We start from the raw sequence: 24243 nt of genomic DNA, 5'->3' as shown, positions 1-24243 counted from the left end.
ACAGACAGGCGGCCAGCAGCAGGTAGACCACCACATGAGAAGGCAAAGCGCGCAGCCGGGACTGGGTGGTCTTCGTCGCGGCCAGCGCCTCGTCGACCATCTCGAACGGCAGGTGCTGGGTGAACTCACCGAGGTGGCCAGGGGCATACCGGCCCCCAGCCACGATGCAGGTGCGGGTGACTTCTAGTTCATGGCGCTCCGGCCATCTATGGACGTTCCCTACGTCGGCCGACCGCCACACCGGATTTGCTGACGACTTCGCTTTCTCCGGACGATTCGGCTCCGTTCGTCGGTTCGGTCATTGCACCACGCTCCACCTAATCGTCGCCTACCCGAGGAAGGTTCCACCAGTCGCGTCGATGACCTGTCCGGTGATCCAACTGGATTCACCACTCGCGACGAAGGCCACGATGTCTGCGATCTCCTCGGGCGTGCCGATACGTCCCAGCGCGGATTGCGCTGCTGCCTGCTTCACGAAACCGGGGTCGCCCGCCGACATTCTCAGAAACTCCTCGGTGCCCGTTGGTCCGGGGGCCACCGTGTTAACGGTGATCTGGCGCTGACCGAGATGCAGCGCCAGGGTCTTACTGAAGACCTCGAGCACACCTTTTGCCATGGCATAGGCGATCACCCCGGGATTGACGACACGCGCGGTGCCGGACGAGATGTTGATGATGCGCCCGCCGTCGCGCAACCGCGCCAGCGCAGCCTGGGTGATGAAGAATGGCGCCTTCACATCCACAGTGAAGGCATCGTCGAACTGCGCTTCGGTAATGGTTTCGATGGTTCCGATAACCATCTGCCCGGCGTTGTTGACCAAGATATCCAGGTCCTTGCCGGACTGCCGCCCCATCAACTCACCGTCGATAGCCTCGAACATGGGAATGACGGACTGAGCCGGCTTGCCGAGATCGGCCTGTACGATGCAGCCACTCCCGCCTTCCGCTTCTATCATGGCGAGTGTTTCTCGGGCGCCTTCTTCACTTTTCCCGTAGTGGATGACGACGAAGGCGCCATCGGCGGCGAGGCGACAGGCGATGGCGCGGCCGATACCCCGGCTGGCACCGGTGACGAGCGCAACTTTTCCGGCGAGGCGCGGCATGTCAGTTCGCCCCGAGAAGATGCGTCTCGCCCATCAGTTGACGCTTCCCATACCAAAATCCGTGGCCCGTGCTGCGCACGCGCATCGGCAACGCGACGGTCGCGATCGGCGGGCCGTCGATATTCTGCGCGTCGAGGATCAGGAACTCGCTGCGCATTTCCTCGTGTCGTCCGACGACAACGAGGACATAGCCTTCGCCTTCGGCAGCCCCGTCGTGCGCCGGAACGAACTGGGGCTCGCTGATCGAGCAGTTGTCGCCAGCATAGCGAATCCGGGTCGGCTTCTTTCCGGTGACATCCATGGTCGCGATCCACTGCCACCCGCCGCCGACCCGATCCTGACCGGGCACATCGAGAAGGTTCAGCGCACAGAAGCTGTAGGGCTGGGTCTCGAAACGGGTATCGATGCGCGGGAGTTCGCAGGGATACTGCAGCAGCTGACGCTCCGTGAAAGTGTCGCCCTCGCTACCCATGTCGATGACCCAGCGCTTCATGTAGGGTTTCGTGTCTTCCGGGTCGAACGGCGAACCGTCGGCGTTGGGGAAGAACGGGAAGAAGCTGCGGACACTCAGCGTGTTGTCGGCGTAGATGTAGCGACCGTCGTCATAGGCGCCCACGGTGTGCCCGTGACACTGGTTGGGGCCGACGAACCAGCGAATCTGATCTGCGGTGCCCTTGCGCGGCAGTACACCAAGGTGCACCTGCTCGCCGGTGTCGTACTTGAACGCCGGCTCGCGCTTCTCCAGCCATTCGTATTCGTGACGCAGCGGCGTAATAGGGAACACCACGTAGTTTTCGGTCACCATGATGTCGTGCACCATGCAGGTGTATGGTGCTTCGAACCAGGTCTCGTGGATGATCTTCCCGGTCCGGTCCGCCTCGTAGTATGCGATATCTTTCGTGGCCGGGCCCTTCGCGCAGTAGCCGTAGAACACCAGTTCGCCGGTGCGCGGGTCGATCTTCGGATGGGCGGTGAAGGCTTCGGACGTGAAGTCTCCGCCGAAGGTGTACTCCCCGATCGTCTCCAGGGTGAAGGGATCCATCTCGACCGGCGGGCTGTCCTCCTTGAGGGCGAAGAACTTGCCGGCGTGCGAGAGCATGGTCACGTTGGCTGTTCCGCGGCGGACGCCTTGCACTGACGGGTCGTCGGTGAGCGGGTTGCGGTACGCGCCGAAAAGTGCCCGGCCGGCCTGCTCCTCGGCAACGAATCGCGGAGTTTTGACATACCGTGTCCGGAAGTCCACGCGGCCGTTCGAGATGCGCAGGCATGAGGCCATGCCATCTTCGTTCAGCAGGAAGATGTCGTTTTCGATGAAGGAAGGCCACTGGCGATCGCCGAGCAGTCGGTAGAAGCCGCCGTCGAGATGCTCCGGAACCTCGCCCTGAACTACTTCCAGTCCTCGGATGTCGACCTCCGCGCGCATGGGCGCCTCGAAGCTCTGGAACTCGTTCTGCGGAAACCTGATCTGCTGCATCCAGCATTCCTTCCACTGCGTCGGGGACCCCCCGAGGGGCGGCGAAGCGGGGCGTGCGTCCGGTCGTCCGGTCGCGGCCCGGCCCGGTCTCGTTGGATAGAGTCAAGCGGCTGGGCCCCTGCACGCACTCGGTCCCGGACGACAATGAACCGCCCGGTGTTTGTGGTGGCAACCACAACGCGAACCGCTCGAGGAGGAGCCGGTGACCGCCGCCCGGGCGGTGCTCGGACCGGGCCCGGTCGGGTGGGCCGCACAGGTGGCCACGGAGGCGGAGCTGCGACTCTGAATGCTCATCAAAACTGAATGCATCCGCGGCCGCACCTTCACCGCGAGGGCTGAGGCCAACATCGCGCTCTTCGAATACACCGACGGCTTCTGTGACTCCCGCCGCATCCAGGAACGGCTCGGATTCCTCAGCCCGATCGAGTTCGAGGAGAAACACTGCGCCGAGCAGGCGACGGCCGAACCAACGAATCTGAACACCCCCCCCATCAACCCCTGCTGACCAGCTGATCAGCACCTCCCGCATGACGGGGGGAGCCTCACTCAAGGGTCTGTCCAGCCAGAGCGCACTCGAGGACCTCCCCTGTGCGCCCCTGCCGGAGGGCACGAAGCGGTGGGAGACTCACTGGGCTGGGCTGTCACGGGGGGCTGCCCCGGGACGAGGGAGGCGCGGCGCGGCGATCGAGATTCTGGCCCAGAGCACGAACTCATCTACACGTACGACAAGCAGTTCGGGGACGGACCGCGGTGGGCTCAGGCGCTCGTCGACACGTGCGAGGACGATTTCGCTCGCTGCCGGGCCATGTTCGGGGTCAGCGGCGGCTTCGCCCGGCAACAGGACCGTGCAGATTGAGAATCAGTCCCTCGCGCGCAACTGGGGCTACCACACGGACGACACCACCAAGATCGCGATCACACCCTTCGATGGCCACGCCCCAAGTTCGGTGGGTGCGCTGGCCTTGCGGTTGGGAGGCTTTCGAGGTGGCTTAGTTCGTCGAGCTGGGCGGCCAGCGGTCAGCCGGCGCAGTATCACCGCGATCATCGCCCAGTACACCCGCGACTCCGAACTGCGGGGCAGATGCTCGTACTGTTCCGAGCTTCGCGTTATCCCGGTCTGGCACAGACCGTGCAGGTAGAGGTGGCAAGCAGTAGATCGATCGGAATGACGCAGGGGTCGCCTGCGGCGGCTCGGCCTGCCTGACTGGTGGAAGCCCGGTTGGGAGGGCAGTCATGTATGAGCGTGATCCGTCGCGAGTGGTGGTGACCGGGCCGCTGGCTCTCTGCAACCGGCAGCCCTGACAGACCAGGTGATCGAGGAGTTCCTCGCCGAGCGTCGGCACAACTGCCGTAAGAGGACGACTCCGCGTGCCGTCGTGCCGCTGCTTGCCTGTATGCGGGCGTCCGGGGTGGTGCCGGAGGCGCCGGTCCCCGTCGAATCCTCGAACTCGGCGACCGGCTTGTGTGCCAGCGCGTCGAGCGGGTGGTCATGGAAGCGACAGGCTCGTACTGGCGCCCGTTCTTCTATCTGCTCGAGCCAGCGGCCTGGACTGCTGGCTCGTCAACGCCCGTGACGTGAAGAACGTCCCCGGACGCCCGAAGACCGACAGGCTGGACGCGGTCCGGCTGGCCAAACTCGCCGAACGCGGCATGGTCCGCGCCTCGTCGTCCCACCGAAGCCGGTGCGACAGCTGCGGGACTTCACCCGCACCCGCACCGTGTTCGTCCGGGAACGTACCCGGCACAAGCACCCGCGTCGGCAAGGCCCTGCAGGACGTGCAGATCAAACTGTCCGGCGTTGTCTCGGACCTGTTCGTCATGTCCGGGCGGGCCATGCTCGACGCGATGGTCGCCGGGGAACGCAACCCGCGCACCCTGGCCGACCTCGCCGAGAGCAAGCTGGACAAGAAGAAGCCGGCCCTCATCGAAGCCCTGACCGGACAGTTCGAAGACCACGGCCCGGCTGCTGAGGGTGCCGCAGTCCACCGTCGATCACCTCACCGCGCAGATCGACGAACTCGACCGGCTGATCGCCCGGACGTTGGAGGAGATCACCACCCCGCCAGGCAGCACAAGCACCGGGGACGAGGCCGCCGCGCTCAGTGCGCGGACTCTGCCCGAGAAGCTGGACGCCGTTCCCGGCATCGGGCTGGCCACCGCGCGGATCCTCCTCGCCGAGATCGGCGCCGACACGAGCCGCTTCCCCACCCTTGAACGTCTGGTGTCCTGGGCCAAGTTGTGCCCTCGCACGATCCGGTCCGTCCAACGCGAAGAACACCTCGGGGCCGGCCGGGCCGGGTACCCCCTGGCCAAAGGGCGCTCTCGGTGAGGCCGCCAACGCCGCCGCCCGCACCGACACCTTCCTCGGCGCCCGCGACCGGCGCATCGACAAGACGCCGCGGCCATGCCAAAGCTCTGGTCGCCGTCGCCGCTCGACACTCGTCATCGCCCGGCACCTGATCAACGACCCGGACGCCTCCTACCAGGCGCTCGGCGCCGACTGGCACCGCCGCCACCTTGACCCCGGCCGCAAAACCCGCAACCTCGGCCACCAAGTCGCCCTCACACCAGCATCAGCCTGACCGTCCTGTCTCACCGTCATCCGGCCCGCAGGCGGCCCCCCGGGGCTGCCGCCTGCACCATCTCCTCCTTGCCACCCGAGCCGACCACCGGGAGGCCCCGCACCACCTCGACCTTGCCCCCGAGCCTCTCGTTGATGCACATGCCGAGTTCTCGGCCGACAGCCTCCCCGTACGCCTTGTAGTCGATGGCGTCGAAGGTGATGCCGGGCTAGGGGCCGTCAAATCCGTGGTCCGCCGGCGTAGCGGTGGTCACCACCGGGATGCCCTTGGCCTGCGCGTCGCGCACGACCTGTCTGAACGAAGACGTCGAGATCGCGACGATGAACAGTGCGCCCGCCGAGCCGGAGGAGACGACCGCGCTCAGCTGCCTTGCCTGCTCCTGAGCGTCCGCGTTCGGGTCCTGGTTCACGGCCTTCCAGCCGTCGGGACGGGCCTCCGTTTTGAGTGCGGAAGCCATCGACTTCATCTGAGCGATCGAAAGCGACGGCGGCGAGAAGACGACTGTCTTGGGCGACTCGCTGCTGGAGCCGGTCGATGAACCACAAGCAGCCAGGAGCAGTCCCATTGCGCCCACGCCTGCGACGAGGCCGACGTGTGCGCGCCGCCACCCCCACCCGTTGTCCGGAGGACTGGTCGGCCGGCAGGTCCGTCTCTCCCGCCGCTCTCGACGCATGTGCGATGCTGCGCGGCCCTGTCCTGGAACGGAACGATCCTCTTGGCGATGTCCCTGAGTCGGTGCGGAAGGTGAGAGGGCAGATGAGCAAGAAGGCGAGGCAGGATGCCGGCGGTCAGTGCGACTCGATGCACGACGTCAGGAATTGATCGATACGCGCGTTGGCCTCACTCGCCGAGGGATGCGCGGTCTCGGTGAAAGCGTGGTCCGCTCCTGGGTAGAGCGCGAGTTCGGCACGGCCGCCGGCAGCGAGCCAGCGGCAGTACATGAACATCGAATCGTCGAGCATGGCATCGAGTGTGCCCACGGTGAACAGCGCCGGCGGCATCTCGCTGAGGTCGCCGTACAGCGGTGACAGGTCCGCGTCGCGACGTCGGGAGATGTCGGGAGCATAGGCATCGACGATTCTCGCGATACTCGCGGCCTTGAGCGTTCCTGTGCGTGCGCGCGTCTGGCTCGGTGTCATCGTCGAGTCGTAGACCCCGAAACTGAGTGCTGCCCCGCGGAAACGTTCCGCTAGGCCGCGGTTGCGCAGGCGCTGAAGGGTCGCCACGGCCAGCAACGCGCCCGCGGACTCGCCTGCGATGAGGAGGGTCTCGGCTCCGAATCGCTCCCCTGCGTGCTTCAGCAGCCATTGAGCGGCTTCTTCACAGTCGTCCCATGCGGCCGGGTACGGATTCTCGGGTGCCAGCCGGTATTCGACACTGACGCATGTCGCTCCGACCGCATCCGCCATCCTCTCCAGGAGGGCATCCTGGTGCGCCGCACCGCCGAGTATGAAGCCGCCGCCGTGGATGTGCAGCAGCACGGCCCGGGGACGAGCGCTCGGGACCACGTGCAGAGACAGGCGGTCGGCGATCTGGATGTCGAACGCACGAGGTGAGACCGGTGGCAGCGGCATGAAGCCGCCGCTGCGTGCTCGGTCGATGCCGACGTCCCAGATGTCTGGAGGATCGCCGAATTGCCGGGCCATGGCCGCGTTGTGGGCGGCCACATCCCCGGGAACGGCGCCAGGGCCGAAGGCGTCTGCTCGAAACTGCGGCACGTGTCCTCTTTCCATGGTGTCTTGCTCCCGGCTTCACACGGTCGACGCGGGCGGGCGTCGTAGCACCTCGTTGTCAGGGGATCGCCGCGCGTCGGGGAGGATGGCTCAAGCGACTTGGCGCGCGGTGGGGGCGACTTGCGCGTAGGTGCCCTTGTGGAATATGAGCGGCGAAGCGGAGCGGCCGACTGTCATGGCGTCCACTTCGCCGAGTACCAAGTAGTGGTCGCCGGCCTCGGCGACGCTTTGGATCGAACACTCGATGTAGGCCACCGCGCCGTCCACCAGGGGCAGGCCGTGCTCGGAGAAGCGGTGCACGACATCCGCGAACTTGTCGGGTCCTCGCCCGGCGAATGTGCGGCACACATCCTCCTGGTTGTCGGCCAGGAGGTTGACGCAGAACCGACCGGTCTGGGCGATGCGCGGCCAACTCGTGGACTTCTTGTCCGGAAAGAAGCCGACCAGCGGTGGATCCAGGGACACCGAGGTGAAGGTGCCGACGGTCATCCCGACTGCCTTGCCTTCGCTGGTGGTTGTCGTGATCACGCAGACGGCCGTCGGGTGGTGACTCATGGCGGCTCGGAAGTCTGCCGGGTTCATCGTCATCGCTTCGTCCTCTCTGTCGGAGTCGGCTTGCGCGAGCCGAAGCGCGGGCTCGTCGTTTCCCGCCGATGTTCCTTTTGGGGTCGCCTGACCGTGATACACCTCACTCCGGCTTGCCAAAACATACATAGATTTTCACGATGAGGCAATGCATGTCGCTTCGTGGTAGCGTCCAAGACATGGGCGATGAGGTACGACGCGGGGTCGGCGCAGGGGAAGGCGCGAGGGACAAGCGACCGAGGAGTGCGGACATGCGCACCCACTCCGCGGTGCCGGGCAATACGGCGCTCATCACCGGAGGTGCCAGCGGCATCGGCCTCGGCATTGCCGAAGCACTCCTCGACCGGGGGATGAATGTGGTCGTGGCCGATGTGCGGGACGACCACCTCGCTCATGCCCAGGACCACCTGCGCCGCCACGGAAGCCGGCTGATGCCGCGTCAGCTGGATGTCACCGACAGGCAGGCCTGGCTCGATGCCGTCGAGGCGACTGGCGACCGTTTCGGCGCTGTCGACGTCCTCTGCCTGAACGCCGGCATCGGTGTTCTGGGGACGATCCTGCGCAGCAGGCCGGCCGACTGGGAGTGGCTGATGGGAGTCAACCTGGAAGGGGTCACCAATGGATTGGAGACCGTGCTGCCCGTCATGCGCGCACGAGGCGCGGGCGGTCATGTCGTGGCGACCTCCTCCGCCGGCGGGCTCATGGTGGCGAGCGACGGCGGTGTCTACTCCTCGGCGAAGTTCGGCGTGATCGCGGTGATGGACTGCCTGCGCACGGAGTTGTCGGCGGAGGGCATCGGGGTGACGACGCTGTACCCGTCCGCGGTGAATACGAACATTCACGACCATGAAACGATGCGTCCCGCGGCGTATCGCGACAGCGGCCTGCGGGGCGACGACATCGAGCGCGCGAGGGTGCAGCATGCGGCTCGCGAGCTGCTGTCGAAAGGCGCCGACCCTCGCGACGTCGGCAAGCGAGTGCTCGATGCGATCGACGAAGACGCGCCGATGGTGTTCACCGACGGCGGCATCGCACCGGTCGTCACGATGCGACGCGATGCACTCATGCGGGCCGTCCGGCTCGCCACTCCTGCACGGAAGACCAGCCGACTCGAGAGGGTCGTTCTGGCTGAACCCGTGGGGGCGACGCGTGCGGGGCGCGCTCTGACGGCTCTCGGCTGCCAGGTGGACGTGCTCGACATGAAGATGGTCGACACAGTGATGGAGGAGCCGGAGCAGCTGGGCGACCCTTCGGATGCCGCGCCGCTGGTGCTTGCCATCGCTCCACAGAGCCCCGGGGGCTCACGTTCGGTCGACTGGACGGCGCAAGTGCATCAGGCCCTGCGGCGTTGTTTCACCATCATCCGAGGGCTCGCTCCCGGTCGTGTCGCGTCCCCCGGCGGCGCAGGCGTCGCGGTCGTTCTGCCGACGACCGCACTTTTTGCCGACAGTGCCAGATGCGCGGACTCGGTGCTTGGCCGCAGCCTGGTCGGCCTCACCGAGGGGCTCCGGGCGGAACTCCTCGCGACGGGTTTGGCGGTGACACTCGTCCTCACTCACGAGGACGAGGAAGAAGCGGTTCTTGCGAAACGAATCCATGAGGCACTGCGTGACGGGCCGCTCTACGCCCTCCCCTCGTCGGCGACCGATGAGCGCATAACGAGCGTGTTCGATCCGTGGCTGGAGGCTCTCGCCCGGACCCCGTCGGATCTCGCGCTGCCCCCGCTCGGCCCGATGGGGGAGGTCTACCGCCTGGAGGCGGAAGGCACGAAGGCGCCGGACCAGTCCTCAAGCTCGGCGCCTCAGAACACAGGGTAACAACATCTTCCATTCTCACATGGTGACAAGTTACGATCAAATCGGCACGGTCGGTCTGGGAGTGTGCTCGCGCAGGCCGATCAGAAGGAGCGAAGGATGCATGTAGGTATCGCGACTGGTTTTCAGCACCAGAGCGGGAACGAGGTCGATGACAGGCAGTTCCTCAAGGAAGACCTCGACATGGCGGTCGAGGCAGAGGGCCTTGGCTTCGAGTCCATCTGGGTGACGGAGCATCACTTCTCCAACTACTCCATCTCTCCCTCACCGTTGCAGTCGCTCGCGTATCTCGCGGGCAGGACCAAGCAAGTGAAGCTCGGAACGCAGGTCGTGGTGCTGCCGTGGAACGACCCGGTGCGCGTCGCCGAGCAGGCGCTGTGGCTCGACAACGTCACGGAGGGTCGGCTGTTGCTCGGCTTCGGCCGTGGTCTCGGGAAGATGGAGTACGACGGCCTGCGGGTCGACATCAACCAGACCCGTCAACTCTATCGAGAGCACGCCGAGCTGATCATCACCGCGCTCGAAACGGGTGTCATCGAAGGCGGCGAGCGCACGAAGCAACCTCGCCGCGAGCTGCGTCCGCGGCCGTTCAGAAGTTTCGAGGGACGCATATTCGGATCGGCAGGCTCGCCGGAATCGGTTCGGACCGTTGCCGAGCTGGGTATCGGCGTCCTGATCATCAATCCGGAGCCACGCGCCAACCTCGGCGTCGACGTCGACACCTACCACCAGGTGTGGGGGGAGACGCACAGTGCGCGACGTTCGGCCCCCGCGCCGATGCTGTCGGGCACCATCTTCGTCGACGAGAGCAGCGACCGCGCCAAGGAGATGTCCATCAAGTACCACCGGGTGAACTTCCGCGCCGCGGTGAAGAACTACGGCATGGCCGAGGAGAGCTTCGGGACGACCAAGGGCAACGAGTTCTACGCGAAGATGCGGATCTCGCCCGAGAAGATCGAGGAGATGGCCGAGAACACGGCAAAGGTGATGCCGGCCGGGAACCCGACCGAGGTGATCGAAGCGCTCGAGCGGATCAATGCGGACCTGAACCTGCAGGGATTCTTCCCGCACTTCCACTTCGGCGGCATGCCGCGCGAGGAAGCCAAGCGGAACATGCGTCTGTTCGCCGACAAGTGCCTGCCGGAGGTCAAGAGCTGGCCCTGCGAGGGCACTCTCGACGGCCTGTCTCGCGAGCTTCAAACCTCCTGATCGCTCGCGTGATGGTCGGCCGCCTGGGACGCGGTCACACCGTGGCTCGTCGTGTCGCCAGGTAGCGCTCGCGACAGCCGACCATCGCCCACAACCAGTCGTTGTCGGGCCCCGTGTGCCCACACCGCAGCACTCGCTGCTGATCCGCGGCCACTCGCCGCAGCCATTCAACAAGGAGAGGCACATCATGACCGCTCCGATGCGCGCGCAGCAGCGCACGGCACCATTCATTTCGATCGCGCCTCCGGAGCCCGATCTGTCCCCAGGGGCACTGATCCTGCGTGCCGAGGAGATGCTCGGTCATCTTCGCGACCGCCAGGCGGAGACGGAGGCGGCGGGAAACATCCTGGCGGAGACCAACCGGGACATGGTGGAGGCGGGCTTCTACCGTGTGATCCAGCCGCGTCTGTTCGGTGGCTACGGCTTCGACCTGCCGACCTTCGTCCGCCTTGTCACGGCGGTGGCGCGCGGCTGTCCGGAAACCGCCTGGGTGCTCTCCATCGTGTCGGGACACGTGCACCAGCTCGCTACTTTCCCCCTCGATGCCCAGCGGGAGGCGTACGGCGCCCTCGGCGATTTCCGAGCGCCGGAGGTGGCCGCCCCGCAGGGGACCGGTGTGGCGGTGCCGGGAGGCTTTCGGGTGAGCGGTGCGTGGGACTACGCATCTGGGTGCGCTCACGCCACGCACATCCTGCTGACATTCCAGGTCGACGACCCTCGGCCGGGTGACTCGCCCTTGCGGATGGGGCTGTTCGAACGCGCCGACTACGAGATCGTGCGGAACTGGGACGTGATCGGTATGCAGGGCACGGGGTCCCACCGCGCCGTGATGAACGAGGTCTTCGTGCCGGCGCACCGGACCAAGCCGTACCCGCAGACAGCGGCAATGCCCCCTGCCGAGGCCTACCGCGACAGTTCGCTCTTCTACGGCCCCGCTCGGCCCTTCATCATCACCGAGTCCGTCGCAGTGATCGTCGGTGCCGCAGAAGGCGCACTCGATGTCTACGAGGAGACCTTCCGGGCGCGGAAGGCGACCGGCCCGGCCGGGGCCTCACGTGCCGATCTGGCCGAGTACCAATTCAACTTCGGACGTTGCCGCGCCCTGGTCGATACGGCGCGAGCCGCGCTGCTACAAACCGCGGCCGACTACATGGAGATCGCGGAACGAACGTTCACGACAGGCGAACCATGTTCGGAAGACGACAGCCGGCGCCTGGCGATGGTCATGCTGCAAAGCGTCCATCTCGCGCACGAGGCAGTCGACATCATGTTCCGGACAGTGGGCTCTTCGGCCGCGAGGAAGGATGCGTTGCTGGGCCGGTACTGGCGCAATGTCGGCGTGCTGCGCGGCCATCTCGCGCATCAGTCCGACAGCGCTGCGATCAACTATGGTCGCGTTCATTTCGGTCACTCCCCTGTAGGTATATCGTGATGGACTCAAATGATCTGACCGGCCTTCTCGCCGCCTATCTGTCCGCGCTGTCCAGTGGCGCACCTGAGACGCTCGGATTCCATACTGACTTCCGCAGCACCGAGAACGGTGCACTCGTGGAGATCGGCCACGGGCTGTGGCGTCGGGCGCCGCAATTCGGAGGGATCATCAGCTTCGCCGATCCGCTCACCGGCCAGGCGGTCTGCATGGGCGTGGTCACATTCGAAGGCGGCCAGCCCCAGCCTTTCGCGCAACGTATTCAGGTGCGTGGACAGCTGATTCTCGAAGCCGAAGCGATCGTCAGTTCCGATTCCCAAGGGCATTTCGCCGACGCTGCCCGCCTTCTGAAGCCCGACATCATTTATTCAGCAGTAGTTCCGGCCGACCGCCGCGTCGATCGAGAGGGACTGCGCGCAGCGGCCAATTCATATTGGGAGGGATTGGAGCAGAGCGACGGGACGATTCCGCGCTTCAACTACCGGTGCGACAAGTTCGACAACGGCGCCAAGACGACGAATACATTGCGTACGCTTCTGTCGCCCGACGCCAAGGTTCACACTTGTGCGTCCGCGCTCAACGACACCCGTGCGGCGCGCCCGCACGCACGTGAGCGCCGATTTCCGGTGCTCGACACAGAGTTGGGCGTGGCGGCGAGCTTTGTGGTGGTCGACTTTCACCCCATCCCGGACCACCCGCGGCCTGACGCTGGAGCCATGTACATGCTGGGAGTCTTCAAGGTGGTGGATGGTGAGATTCGGATCATCGACGAGATCCGGGAGATCCTTCCATTGAAGGCCTCCTCGGGTTGGTAGCGGCAGGATGGAGAGAGTGGCAGTGGCTGACGAAACGCATCGAAGCGGGACAAGTTCGGACCGGATGCTGTCAGTGATGGACTTGTTCACCCCTGAGCGGCCGGAGTGGACGGTAGAGCAAGCGTGCGTCGCGATGGGCCAGTCCGAGAGCACCGTCTACAGGTATTTTCGGAGCCTGGCGGCGGTTGGACTGATCTTCAGCATCAGGCCGGGTCGCTACCTGCTCGGGCCGGGCATCATCCACTACGAACGGCAACTGCGCCTCTCCGATCCACTGATCCGCGCCGCGGAGCCTGCCGTCGTGAGGATGGCAGCGGAGTACGCTGAACCGGGCCTGATCTTTTTGAGTCGCATCTATCGCGATTCCGTCATGACGACGCACGAGCATCGGATCGGCGCCGAGCCGTTCCCGGAGGGCGCGTTCGCCAGGGGGCGTCTGGCCCCGCTGTTCCGGGGAGCTCCCGGGCTGGCCCTCCTCTCCTTCCTTGAGGTGCGGATCGTTCGGTCGATCTACCAGCGGGTCGACTCAGGTGATGCCGACTGGCTTGTCTTCAAGCGGCGCATGCGGGCGGTTCGCGGGCTCGGCTACGCCGTCGGTGTGGATGATCCCGACCCGGGCGTCCTCCACGTTTCGATTCCGCTGAAGCAGGACGGGCACGGCATCGCCGGCAGCCTGACTGTTGCCCTCGCCAGCGGACCCGATAACGCGGCAGCCATCGAAAAGTCGGCTGCGCTGCTCGCGGTCGCAGCAGAAGAGATCGCGTTGCAGGCGCGCAAGGCGGCACCCGAATGATCCGGCTCCGGCCAGGCAGCCGCCGTTGCAGCCGCCGTTCATGCAGAGCGGCGAGGGGCCGCGCGATCTGTGGCAACTGGCGTACGCCTGTTTGTGAGCTTCTCCCTTCGACAGCCTTTGCTGCGTAGGCGAGTTGAGAGGACAAGTCATGAAGAACGTCCACACGATCGACTCGGAGGCAGTACCCCGCTTCGTCGCCGACAGCGGGACCGAAGTGGCGTATGCGCGGACGCCGGGCCACGAGAGCGATGAAGCGCGGAGCTGGCTGAAGTCGCTCGCCGACCGATACTTTGACGCCCTGCTCCGTCACTCGCCCGCAGAACTGGCCCTCGATCCGCAGGTGCGCATGACCGAGAACGCCATCGCCATTCCGATGGGTGAAGGGGTCTTGTGGCGGGCGCTGACCAAAGCGCCGGAAGGCTTCCGCGTCGACGTCGTTGACGCGGTCTCCGAGCAGATCGTCGTCGGCGGGTTGCTGGAGGTTCGCGGACGCCCGTATCTCGCCGGCATACGCCTCAGGGTGCTGAAGGGACGGATCATCGAAGGTGAGCATCTCCTCACTGACATGATCCAGCCGGCGGCGTGGGCGAATCTTGAGCGACCCCCTGATGCGCTCCTCCAGGATGTGCCGCTCGAGCAGCCCAATGATCGCGTCGAATTGCAATTGATCGCCGACTCCTATTTCGACGCACTGACGAGCGAGGACAGCCGCCGCGCTCCGTTCGCGGCCGACTGTGTGCGACATGAGACGGGTCTGCGGACCACCGGCAACTCGACGCCGCCTCAACTGCTGCTTCCGCAGAACACGCCCGCAGACGAGCGGGAGCGGATGCAGATCCTCATGAACGGCATGAGCGTGCGCAGTGCTGCCGAACAGATCGATTCGGGCCTCTTCGCCGATCTGTGGAAGGTGTGGCCGCGGCGGCCGATCGTGATCGACGAGGTCAAGGAACTCGTAGCGGCGTTTCCGCCGTTCATGCAGAACGGCGACGTCCGGTGCGCCCCGCTCACGGGTTATCCGGGCGTTGACCGGCTGACGACCCGTCGCCGTTCAGCACGCAGTGGCTGGAGATATTCAAGATCCACTCGGGTCGGATTCACGAGATCGAAGCGCCGGTGTTCATCCCGCTCAACTTCGGCGCCGGTAAGGGCTGGGACTCAGCCTCCGGTCCGTGAACCGTCGCCGACAGCACGAGGTGGTGTGGATGTCCCACCACTTCTGACGGGCGCATCAGCTGGCCGGCGCCTTCGCGGGCGGCAGTGGCTGAATCGACCATGACGCGTCCGGGCATGCGTGGCCGAGCCAGGTGCGACAGCTACCGAGTGAGGGATGGGCGCGGCTGAAGCCGTCTATGCCGATCTCCTCGAAGCCCATGAGGAACGCGCCCCTTCATAGGAGTACCTGCGGGCGTGGCACCAGTTACGACCAACCGAACAAGGGAAGTGAGGAAGACATCATGGCACTGCTCGACTCCATGGAATGGACGGAGAGGATCTTCTCCGGAGGCTGGATCAAGGGTTCGGGTGATTGGTACGACTCCTGTGAGCCCGCCACGGGGGACACGTTGGGCCGGGTGGGCGCGGCGACACCGGACGACCTCGCGCGAGCAGTGGAGCGGGCGACGCAGGCTCAGCGGAGTTGGGCGGCGCTGCCGTACGTCGAGAGGGCGCAGGTACTGCGGCGCGCGGCCCGAGCCTTCGAGGAGAACCAGGCGGAGATCGCGGACTGGATCGTGCGGGAGTCGGGAGCACTGCGGCCGTTCGCGGAGTTCCAGTCTTCGAACGGTGGAGCCGAGGAGTGCTACGAGGCAGCTGCCCTGGCTGCGGCGCCGTACGGCGAAGTCCTCCGTTCCATCGACGAGCGATTGTCCATCTCGCGCCGCTTCCCGGTCGGCGTTGTCGGCGTCATCGCCCCGTTCAACGCTCCCATGGTGCTCGCCATGCGTGCCGTGGCGCCGGCGTTGGCCCTGGGAAACGCAGTTGTGCTGAAGCCGGACCCGCGCACGGCGATCTGCGGTGGCGTGGCGATCGCTCGTGTCTTCGAGGAAGCGGGCCTGCCTGACGGACTCCTGCACGTGCTGCCCGGTGGCGCCGATGTGGGCGCAGCGCTGGTGGACCACCCGCAGGTGCCGGTCATCGCATTCACGGGGTCCACCCGCGCCGGCAAGGCCATCGCCGCTGCGGCGGCGAAGCGGCTCAAGCGGACGCACCTGGAGCTCGGAGGCAACTCCGCGTTGATCGTTCTCGACGACGTCGACCTGGAAAGGGCCGCGTCCGCCGGCGCGTTCGGCTCCTTCCACCACGCCGGCCAGATCTGTATGGCCTCCAGCCGACATCTGGTTCACGCCGGGGTCGCCGACGAGTACGTCGAGCTCCTTGCACAGCGTGCGCAGGCCGCGATGGTGGGCGACCCGGCCGGCGGCGACGTCGCTGTGGGACCGATGATCGACCAGCGACAGCTCGAGGCGGCACATGCCGTCGTCACGGACTCTGTCGCGGTGGGCGCGCGGCTCGTGACCGGAGGGACCTACGAGGGGCTGATGTACCGGCCCACCGTCCTGGCAGACGTGCCGCTCAACGCCCGCGCCTACGCGGAGGAGATATTCGGCCCGGTCGCTCCCGTGGTGCGGTTCCACGACCTGGACGAGGCGGCCAAGCTCGCCACCGATACGGAGTACGGGCTGTCCTTGGGCATCCTCACTCGGGACGTCGCCAAGGGCCTGGCGCTAGCGGAGCGCATCCCCACTGGGCTCGTGCATATCAACGACCAGACCGTCAACGACGAGGCGACGGTTCCATTCGGCGGCCGTGGCGACTCCGGCAACGGATCCCGGCACGGTGGCGCCACCGCGAACTTGGAGGCGTTCACGGAACAGCAGTGGGTCACCGTCCGCGGTGACATCCCCAGCTATCCGTTCTGACGCAGCCGCCACTGAGCCGGCGCGCCGGCTCGATGAGGTGCAAGGGACATCCTGCGCCCGCGGTGTCCGTCCAGGAGGGACTGCCGCGGGCTCGGCCGGAAGGCCGCTGCTTCCTGCTCATGCGGCCATGGTCTTGTGCCTTGACGGGCAGTGTGTGCCGCGTAGGGGCCCGATGCGTGATGTCCCGGGCAGTTGATGTCAACAGGTCGCTGACCTGCGAGATCCCGACGCGGTGGCTGACTGCGGCGGCTGATTTCGTGCGCGCAGAGGTACGTGTTCCGAAACCATGCCACCGTACGTCGGCCCATGAGCCCGACCCGCGGGCTGTGACACCCCGGCCGGTTGTGCGATCGCGTGCGGCTGGTCCGCTGGGTGCAGAGCACTGCGGTGGAGCCCGGCGGGGGCACGCCGAGCACCCCCGTCCCCCATCCGGCGTCAATCGAGATCAAGAGTTGGCGCTGCTTCCAACGCCATGGCGACAAGAAGGATGACATGAGAGATCTGACGGACAAAGTGGCGTTTGTGACCGGTGGTGCGAGTGGGATTGGTTTGGGGATCGTTCAGGCCCTCCTCGCTCATGGCGTCCGCGTCGCCGTAGCGGATTTGCGCTCCGATCACCTCGATGAGGCTCGCTCTGTCCTCGGCGACGGGCCGTCCACCGAATTCTTGGAGGTTGACGTCATTGATCGCACGGCGATGGCCGACGCGGCGGATCGGGTCGTCCAGCGCTTCGGCGCCGTACACATCCTCGTCAACAATGCCGGCGTCGGCACCGCACCCACCGTCGAGGAGATGCGCTACGAGGACTGGGACTGGGTGCTCGGGGTGAACCTGGGCGGTGTGGTCAACGGCATCATGAGCTTTCTGCCGCACATGCTGCGCCAGAACGAGGGCGGGCATATCGTTTCGACATCCTCGATGGCAGGCCTGCTTCCCTCGGTGGACAATTTTATCTACGCCGCGTCCAAATACGCGGTCCGTGGGTTGGGGGACTCGTTGCGCCTCTCGCTCGCGCCCCACGGCATCGGGGTGTCGACGCTCTATCCGGGGCTCACCCGCTCCCGCATGCTGCTGGCCGAGGAGAACCGCCAGGCGCGGTTCGGCACCGGACAGGCGGCATCCCCTGTCGGCGCCCACGGGCCGACAGGGGATGCCGGGATGGACCCACGGGAGGTGGGCGAGATGGTGGTGGACGCCATCCTCAGGAACAAGGGCCATATTCTGAGCCACAGCGAGTTTCGCGGAGAGGTGGCTGAAAATTGCGAAGAACTGCTGGCCGCCTTTCCTGTCAGGCAGGAGATCGGCGCCGATCGCTTCGAATTCCAGGCCATGATCCGCGAGCGCACGAATTCCGCCAGAGCCGCGATCGACCGGATGAACGGCCCCGACAGCTCGGACATGGCGGAATGAGGCGCCTCCACTGACGCGGTCGACTGACCTCCCAGCCACGCGGCAACCGGTCCGGCCGGGTAGAGCAGCGCGTTGACGATCTCCCGCATCGCGTAACGGCCCTGACAGCCACTGACCGAGGGGTGCGCGGCCTTCCACGCGACGATCACAGGCTCCACCAGCGCCCACTGCTCGTCGCTCACGTCGGTCTTGTAGGGCTTGCGCTCGCTCACAGGAACCAGCCCAACATGCCCATCGCCGCCGACCGGCCGGGATGCCGCACCGCCCGCGGCGCACAGGAACCGGTGTCAGCACCGAACCGCTCCCGCCAGTCGTCGCCGGACGCTATCAGCGCCCGACGTCAGGGGAGGGCAGCAGCACGCAGTGCGTCTTCTGAAGACGCGCGGCGGCCGTGGCATTTCGTCCCAGTCGTACGGTGCTGAGCTTCACCGGTGGAACTCCTTCGGTCTCGACAGGTGCTCGCCCTCCATGAGTACGGCAACGAACCCGTTCGGCAGCAGCAGACGAACGGTGCAGCCCCGGCTGGGTCGGGTGTCGTGCTCCAGCCGACCGCCGTTGGCCTCCGCGGCGCCGCCGCCCGGCACTTCGCCAAGGTGGCGTCGTGCATCGACACCCTGCCATCCCACGCCGAGGTGCGGATGGGCGGAACCCAGGTCGGCACGCGGGGCTTCTTCTTCGCCCCGACCGTGATCACCGGTGCGCGACAGTCCGATCGCATCGTCCAGGAGGAGGTTTTCGGTCCCGTCCTGACCGTCCAGTCGTTCCAGCACGAGGCTGAGGCGGTCGCGATGGCGAACGGAGCGCCCTGCAGCCTCGCCGCCGGCGTTTGGATGAGGGACCACGGCACCGCCGACCGCCTCAGCCGCGACCTGGACTTCGGGTGCGTGTGGACCAACGCCCACCTTCCGTTCGTCTCCGAGATGCCGCACGGCGGGTTCGGAGCCTCCGGCTACGGCAAGGACCTGTCCGGCTACGGCTTCGACGACTACACCCGCATCAAGCACGTGATGATTCTTGTCGGTCATGACGCACTCCAGCGATGTCGCGGCCCTCGAGAGCCGCCTCCAGGCTCTGCAGGCGCCCCTTCCCCCACCTTTAGACCATGCAAAAGTGGCGTGCGCGAGGCGGTGCTCGCACCCGGTGTTGGACCCGATCGAGGCCGAGAACCGACATCCCCGACCCGCGGAAGCTCCATGCCCCACAGAGACACCACAGCCCGCCGTCCCCCGCTTCCCACCGGCTGGCGGCGCCTAGCCGCACGGCTGCCGATCCTGCTCTTCCGCATCGGGCTCGGCTTCCTCTTCGGCAAACGACTGCTTCTGCTGCATCACGTAGGCCGGATCAGCGGCCTCGGCCGCATGGTGGTCCCGGAAGTGGTGTCCTACGATCCGGCGAACGCGAGCTGGATCATCGCCTCTGGATTCGGACCGAAGGCCGACTGGTACCAGAACCTGCTTGAACAACCAAAGACCCTCACCCAGTTCGGCAACCGGCCGCACGCCGTCACGGCCCATTTCCTCACGCCCGACGAGGGCGCCGACATCATGGCCGACTATGCCCGTAGGCATCCCCGCACCGCCCACCGTCTGTGCGCGTACCTGGGGCTGCCCGTCGACGGCGGCGAGGCGGCGTACCGCGACGCCGGCCGAGCCATCCCCTTCGTGCGGCTCGACACCGCTGTCAGGCACCCCATCCCGTCTCTCGGTGAGGGAGCGCCCCGTGCTGCTCGCCATGGTGGAGGCGGTGTTCCAGCCAGCCTGGTTGTGTCCCCATGATCGGGGCGCCTTGGGAGACGGCACCCCCAGCAAAGGCGAGGCCCTGCCCCGTGGTTCTTCCGGGGCAGGGCTCCTTTCGGCGGCGAGTCCGCTGGGGGCGCAGGCGGTTCAGCGGGCCGGCTCGGGCTCCATGTGCTGCGTCTGCGGGGTCGTCTGGAGGCGTGTGCCTTCTACGTCGAGGTCGGGCAGGGCGCGACCGAGCCAGGCGGGGAGCCACCAGGCGTGGCGTCCGGCGAGGGTGAGGACTGCCGGGACGAGGGTCAGGCGGACGGCGAAGGCGTCGATGGCGACGCCGACGGCGAGGGCGAAGGCGATGGGCTTGATCAGGGCGTCGTCGAGCGGGAAGAAGCCGGCGAACACGGTGAACATGATCAGGGCGGCCGCGGTGACAACTCGGACGCTGTGCCGCGCGCCGTCGGTCACCGACCTGCGGGCCATGCCGGTGTGGACCCATTCCTCGCGCATCCCGGAGACGAGGAACACCTCGTAGTCCATGGCGAGTCCGAAGAGTACGCCGGTCAGGATGATCGGCAGGAAGCTGACGACGGGACCGGTGTGGGCGAGGCCGAGGGTGTCTGCCAGCCAGCCCCACTGGAACAGGGCGCCGACCAGGCCGAGCGAGGCCGCCACCGACAGCAGGAATCCGACGGTGGCCTTGAGCGGGACGACCAGCGAGCGGAACACCATGGTCAGCAGGATCAGGCTCAGGCCGACGACGATCGCGATGAACGGCAGCAGGGAGTCGCTGAGGCGGTTGGAGACGTCGATGTTGACGGCGGTGGTGCCAGTGACCGCGATCATCGCTCCGGTTGTCTCGCGGATGTCCAGGGCGGCGGCGCGGATGTCGCGGACGAGCTGGCCGGTGCGGGTGCTGTCGGGGCCGGTCTTCGGGATGACCTGGATGACGGTCTGCGCGGGGTCGTGTGTGGGCGTGGGGGACAGGACTGTCTTGACCCCCTTGAGGTTCCGGAGCTTCTGCGCGGCTTGAGCGCCCGCGTGCGCGCCCGCGCCCTTGTCGGTCTCGGTCAGCACCAGAAGTGGGCCGTTGAAGCCGGGGCCGAACTTGTCGTTGACCGTGTCGTACGCCTTGCGTTCGGTGGAAGTGACCGGGGCCGAGCCGTTGTCTGGGAGAGCGAGGCGCAGGTCCGTCGCGGGGAGCGCCAGTGCGACGAGGATGCCGGCGCCGGCGAGGACGGTGAGCAGGGGCTTGGCGACGACGGTCTTCACCCAGCGAGCGCCCAGGGTCGTCCGGCCGGCGGATCCGTCGGGGTCGGTGGCCCGCTGGGCCTCCTTGCTGCCGGGCTTCGGGGTCAGCCGCGTGCCGGCGAATCCGGCGAGGGCCGGGAGCAGGGTGATCGCGGCCAGGACCGCGACAAGGACGGCTCCGGCGGCACCGAGGCCCATCACGGTCAGGAACGGGATACCGATGACGCTGAGTGCGGCCAGAGCGATGATCACGGTGCTGCCGGCGAAGACGACCGCGCTGCCGGCGGTGCCGTTGGCCAGTGCGATGGACTCCTGCGGGTCGGTTCCGCGGGCAAGTTGCTGACGGTGGCGGGTCAGGATGAACAGGCTGTAGTCGATGCCCACGGCCAGCCCCAGCATCAGCGCGAGCGTGATGGCGGTGGAGGAGATACTGAACGCCGGGGTGAGGGCGAGCAGCCCGGCAAGTCCCACGGCCACGCCGAGCAGGGCGGGCAGCAGTGACATGCCCGCGGCGAGCAGGGAGCCGACGGTGACGACGAGGACGAGCACAGCGACGGCGACGCCGATGATCTCGGACGGGCCTATGTGCACGCCGTTGCTGCCGTAGGCGCTGCCGCCGACCGAGGTCTTGAGCCCGCTCTTCTCGGCCTTCTCAGCCGCCCGTTCGATCACGTCCAGGGACGAAGGGCACACCTCGGCCCGCTGTACGGAGTACTGCACCTGCACGATCGCTGTGCTCCGGTCGGCAGAGATGGCCCCGGACTGGCTCGGGGCCCATGACGGCTTTGACCTGAGGTGCCTTCGTGGCCGCCGCCTCGGTTGTGGCTATGGCCGCGGTGTAGCGGGCCTCGGTGATGTGGTGGCCCTCGGGTGCGGTGAAGACGATCTGGGCGCCCGCTCCGGAGGCTTCGGGCAGCGTCTTGCCGAGCGTGTCCAGCGCGCGCTGCGACTCGGTGCCCGGCACGGTGAAGCGGTCGTCGAGCTTGCCGCCGAAGACTCCGGCGCACGTGATGAGCGCGGCCAGGGCCACGAGCCAGATACCGAGCACCAGCTTGCGATGGCGGTAGACGCTGCGGCCCAGGCGATGGAGCAGGACTGCCATGGCGAACTCCCAAGGTCCGTAAGGAATTTCCCGGACGTCGCCTTGCGGCGCGGGACGAACGGTGGAGCGGGTGGGCCCGTGCCGTCGCGCGGTCACGGGCATGAGGCATGCCGGTGCCGTGGGTGGCATCTGGCACGCTTCGACGATCGACTTTATCACTTGCTCAAGTCGTTCGATCAAATCATACGACCAAATCATTCAACTTGAACACACGACATTGTCAGCCGACCATGTCGTGTGTATGGTGATGGCCACCGGAGCACGCCGCCCCCGGGAAGAGCCAGGTCATGGGCCTGCACCGTTCTCCCCGCGGAGCACGTCCGCAGCGCCGGGACCACCCCAGGACAAGGAGTGATCATGAGCAGCACGCAGATCAAGGACATCGCCACGGCGCACCACGCCCGCAAGGCGGATGTGGTGGTGATCGGTGCGGGCCTGGCCGGTCTGACGGCGGCGCGGGAAGTCGTCGCGGCGGGCAAGTCAGTGGCTGTGCTGGAGGCCCGTGACCGGGTCGGCGGCCGGCTGCTCAACCACCACCTCGGCGACGGTCAAGTGACCGAGATCGGCGGGCAGTTCGTCGGCCCCACCCAGGACCACATCCTGGCGCTGGCCAAGGAGGTCGGCGTGGCCACCTACCAGGCCGCCGTCCCCGGCGAGACCGTCTACGTGCACGACGGCAAGGCCAAGCGGTTCACGGGGCACACCCCTCCGGACCTGTTCGCGCTGCCGGACATGGGTATCGCCCTGGCCCGCATCGGCCAGGCCGCGGCCAAGGTGGACCCGGCTGCCCCCTGGAAGGCCCCGAACGCCCGTGAACTGGACGGCCTGACCTATGAGACCTGGCTGCGCAAGGCCGAGATCACCGGCGACGCCGTCGACATGATCAACCTGTTCCTGAACTCCGCTTACGGCGGCGAGGCCCGCGACGCCTCCGCCCTGTTCAGCCTCTGGTACGTCTCGACGTTCGGCAACGAGGCAAACCCCGGCACCATGGAGCGCGGCACCGGTACCACCGGAGGCGCCCAGGACAGCCGCTTCGTCGGCGGCTCACAGCTCGTCACCCAGCGCCTCGCCGAAGAACTCGACGGCCGCGTCCACCTGTCGGCGCCGGTGCGGCGCGTCAGCCAGGACTCCACCGGTGTCACCGTGGTCTCCGACGCCGGTGAGTGGCGGGCCGACCGAGTGATCGTCGCCGTACCGCCGCTGGTGGCCTCGCGGATCGTGTGGGACCCGCTGCTGCCGGCCCAGCAGGACCAGCTCTTCCAGCGGCTGCCGTTCGGCACCCTCATGAAGTGTGTCGCCGTCTACGACAAGCCGTTCTGGCGCGAGGACGGGCTGTCAGGCATGGGCCTGCTGCGCGGCGGATCCCCCATCCGTGAGATGTTCGACAACACCCCGCCCGACGGCGGACCGGGCGTCCTGATGGGCTTCCTCGGCGGCCGGGAATGGCGCAAGTGGGCCCACCGTCCGGCCGCCGAGCGCCGAGGCGCCGTCCTGCGCTGCTTCGCCCAGGTCGTCGGGGACCGTGCCTTCGACACCGTCGACTACGTCGAGCAGGACTGGACCGCCGAGCAGTGGACCCAGGGCGGCCCCACCTCCGTCGCCGCCCCCGGCGTGCTCACCGACTTCGGCCAGTGGATGGGCCGCCCCCACGGCCGCGTGCACTGGGCGGGCGCCGAGTTCTCCCCCTACTGGAACGGCTACATGGACGGCGCGGTCCGCTCCGGCCGCCACACCGCCACCGAACTCCTCCTCCACCAGAACTGAGCGCAAGAAGTACCGACAAGCAAGGGAACCCTGTCATGAACCGTTTCGTCGTCACCGAGACCGCCGTCATCGATGCCCCCCTCGGGCGGGTCTGGGACGTCATCGCCCGCACCGACCGGTACGCCGAGTGGGTCGCCGGAGCCATCGAGGTCACCGACCACCACGGCGTCGCCACCATCGGCAAGACCTACTCCGAGCGCAACCGCACCCTCGGCCCGCTCAAGACCGACTCGGTCTGGACCGTCAGGGAGATCGAGCCCTTCAAGCGCCGCGTCGACACGGGCACCGGATTCACCCCACTCCAGGACGTCACCAACACCTTCGAGTTCCGCCCGGTCCAGAGCGCCGACGGCCGGGAGGCGACGGAGATGCTCTACCAGGTCGAGTACACCATCGGCCTCGGCCCGCTGGGCCTGCTCCTCGACTCCATACAGCAGCCCGCGATGCGCGCCGGCATGCGCACCTCCATGGCCAACCTCAACACCCTGCTGCGTTCCGAGGCGTCGAGGACCGCTCTCTGACAGGC

General features: G+C 66.9%; 22 protein-coding genes and 2 pseudogenes. 14 read left to right on the top strand and 10 right to left on the bottom strand.

From position 1 onward, the window contains the following. Positions 1-37 precede the first annotated feature (37 nt). The 3 genes and pseudogenes from H4687_RS47695 to H4687_RS38240 form a co-directional block, all read right to left on the bottom strand. A pseudogene (locus H4687_RS47695) lies at positions 38-100 on the bottom strand (hypothetical protein); the annotation flags it as partial. A gap of 228 nt (positions 101-328) precedes the next feature. After that, complete coding sequence (locus tag H4687_RS38245) at positions 329-1102, bottom strand: SDR family oxidoreductase (protein WP_012999345.1); 774 nt, start codon at positions 1100-1102, stop codon at positions 329-331. 1 nt (position 1103) lies between these two features. Next, positions 1104-2576, bottom strand: coding sequence for a carotenoid oxygenase family protein (locus tag H4687_RS38240; protein WP_012999346.1), 1473 nt, complete (start codon positions 2574-2576; stop codon positions 1104-1106). A 286-nt stretch (positions 2577-2862) separates the two neighbouring features. Between H4687_RS38240 and H4687_RS38235 the strand changes: the two genes are divergently transcribed. Further along, positions 2863-3081 carry an IS3 family transposase gene (locus H4687_RS38235; RefSeq protein ID WP_046913748.1) on the top strand — a complete coding sequence of 73 codons (219 nt, stop codon included), beginning with the start codon at positions 2863-2865 and terminating at the stop codon, positions 3079-3081. A gap of 1196 nt (positions 3082-4277) precedes the next feature. Here H4687_RS38235 and H4687_RS38230 read toward each other — a convergent pair. Further along, on the bottom strand, positions 4278-4532 hold the full coding sequence (locus H4687_RS38230) for a hypothetical protein (protein WP_148274189.1): 255 nt from the start codon (positions 4530-4532) through the stop codon (positions 4278-4280). A gap of 16 nt (positions 4533-4548) precedes the next feature. Here H4687_RS38230 and H4687_RS38225 point away from each other — a divergent pair, with 16 nt between their 5' ends. Then, complete coding sequence (locus H4687_RS38225) at positions 4549-4905, top strand: transposase (protein ID WP_012999348.1); 357 nt, start codon at positions 4549-4551, stop codon at positions 4903-4905. A 269-nt stretch (positions 4906-5174) separates the two neighbouring features. Here the strand turns inward: H4687_RS38225 and H4687_RS47690 are convergent, their stop codons facing one another. The 4 genes from H4687_RS47690 to H4687_RS38210 form a co-directional block, all read right to left on the bottom strand. After that, complete coding sequence (locus H4687_RS47690; protein ID WP_264086509.1) at positions 5175-5300, bottom strand: hypothetical protein; 126 nt, start codon at positions 5298-5300, stop codon at positions 5175-5177. Positions 5301-5366: 66 nt separating this feature from the next. Beyond that, positions 5367-5723, bottom strand: coding sequence for a sugar ABC transporter substrate-binding protein (locus H4687_RS38220; RefSeq protein ID WP_159026084.1), 357 nt, complete (start codon positions 5721-5723; stop codon positions 5367-5369). Positions 5724-5946: 223 nt separating this feature from the next. After that, positions 5947-6804: an alpha/beta hydrolase gene (locus H4687_RS38215; RefSeq protein WP_197696208.1), complete on the bottom strand. Its 858-nt coding sequence runs from the start codon at positions 6802-6804 to the stop codon at positions 5947-5949. Between the two features lie 177 nt (positions 6805-6981). After that, on the bottom strand, positions 6982-7479 hold the full coding sequence (locus tag H4687_RS38210) for a flavin reductase family protein (RefSeq protein ID WP_012999350.1): 498 nt from the start codon (positions 7477-7479) through the stop codon (positions 6982-6984). Between the two features lie 248 nt (positions 7480-7727). Between H4687_RS38210 and H4687_RS38205 the strand changes: the two genes are divergently transcribed. From H4687_RS38205 to H4687_RS38160, 10 genes and pseudogenes are all read left to right on the top strand, one after another. Continuing rightward, entirely contained in the window at positions 7728-9293 is a 1566-nt protein-coding gene (locus H4687_RS38205) for an SDR family oxidoreductase (RefSeq protein WP_063778509.1), read from the top strand. Between the two features lie 96 nt (positions 9294-9389). Then, positions 9390-10499 (top strand): LLM class flavin-dependent oxidoreductase, encoded by a 1110-nt coding sequence (locus tag H4687_RS38200; RefSeq protein WP_041668938.1) that lies wholly within the window; start codon positions 9390-9392, stop codon positions 10497-10499. A 187-nt stretch (positions 10500-10686) separates the two neighbouring features. Further along, complete coding sequence (locus H4687_RS38195) at positions 10687-11931, top strand: acyl-CoA dehydrogenase family protein (protein ID WP_041668939.1); 1245 nt, start codon at positions 10687-10689, stop codon at positions 11929-11931. Then, positions 11931-12743, top strand: coding sequence for a hypothetical protein (locus H4687_RS38190; protein ID WP_012999354.1), 813 nt, complete (start codon positions 11931-11933; stop codon positions 12741-12743). Before H4687_RS38195 ends, H4687_RS38190 begins: the two co-directional genes overlap by 1 nt. Positions 12744-12750: 7 nt before the next feature. After that, positions 12751-13536: a helix-turn-helix domain-containing protein gene (locus H4687_RS38185; protein WP_106437238.1), complete on the top strand. Its 786-nt coding sequence runs from the start codon at positions 12751-12753 to the stop codon at positions 13534-13536. Positions 13537-13684: 148 nt separating this feature from the next. Continuing rightward, complete coding sequence (locus H4687_RS38180; protein ID WP_012999356.1) at positions 13685-14815, top strand: hypothetical protein; 1131 nt, start codon at positions 13685-13687, stop codon at positions 14813-14815. Between the two features lie 178 nt (positions 14816-14993). Next, on the top strand, positions 14994-16457 hold the full coding sequence (locus H4687_RS38175; RefSeq protein WP_046913746.1) for an aldehyde dehydrogenase family protein: 1464 nt from the start codon (positions 14994-14996) through the stop codon (positions 16455-16457). 492 nt (positions 16458-16949) lie between these two features. Then, positions 16950-17867 (top strand): SDR family oxidoreductase, encoded by a 918-nt coding sequence (locus H4687_RS38170; RefSeq protein WP_041670423.1) that lies wholly within the window; start codon positions 16950-16952, stop codon positions 17865-17867. A 587-nt stretch (positions 17868-18454) separates the two neighbouring features. Then, a pseudogene (locus H4687_RS38165) lies at positions 18455-18877 on the top strand (aldehyde dehydrogenase family protein); the annotation flags it as partial. Positions 18878-19060: 183 nt separating this feature from the next. Then, positions 19061-19642, top strand: a complete 582-nt coding sequence (locus H4687_RS38160; protein ID WP_078580299.1) for a nitroreductase family deazaflavin-dependent oxidoreductase — start codon at positions 19061-19063, stop codon at positions 19640-19642. A gap of 108 nt (positions 19643-19750) precedes the next feature. Here the strand turns inward: H4687_RS38160 and H4687_RS38155 are convergent, their stop codons facing one another. Together H4687_RS38155 and H4687_RS48235 are read right to left on the bottom strand one after the other, a co-directional pair. Beyond that, positions 19751-21574, bottom strand: a complete 1824-nt coding sequence (locus H4687_RS38155) for an MMPL family transporter (RefSeq protein WP_318787723.1) — start codon at positions 21572-21574, stop codon at positions 19751-19753. After that, positions 21501-21950 (bottom strand): hypothetical protein, encoded by a 450-nt coding sequence (locus tag H4687_RS48235; RefSeq protein WP_012999361.1) that lies wholly within the window; start codon positions 21948-21950, stop codon positions 21501-21503. The genes H4687_RS38155 and H4687_RS48235 overlap by 74 nt, the downstream gene beginning before the upstream one ends. Positions 21951-22307: 357 nt before the next feature. Here H4687_RS48235 and H4687_RS38150 point away from each other — a divergent pair, with 357 nt between their 5' ends. Beyond that, the gene (locus H4687_RS38150; RefSeq protein ID WP_046773703.1) at positions 22308-23717 is read left to right on the top strand and encodes a flavin monoamine oxidase family protein; all 1410 of its coding nucleotides are present in this window, start codon (positions 22308-22310) and stop codon (positions 23715-23717) included. 35 nt (positions 23718-23752) lie between these two features. Then, a complete protein-coding gene (locus H4687_RS38145; protein ID WP_012999363.1) occupies positions 23753-24238 on the top strand; it encodes an SRPBCC family protein in 486 nt (161 codons plus the stop codon). The last annotated feature ends 5 nt before the right edge of the window (positions 24239-24243 follow it).

This window comes from Streptomyces stelliscabiei, assembly GCF_014873495.1.
In the GTDB taxonomy this organism is placed as follows: Bacteria; Actinomycetota; Actinomycetes; order Streptomycetales; family Streptomycetaceae; genus Streptomyces; species Streptomyces bottropensis.
This window is presented reverse-complemented; position numbering and strand designations above follow the sequence as displayed.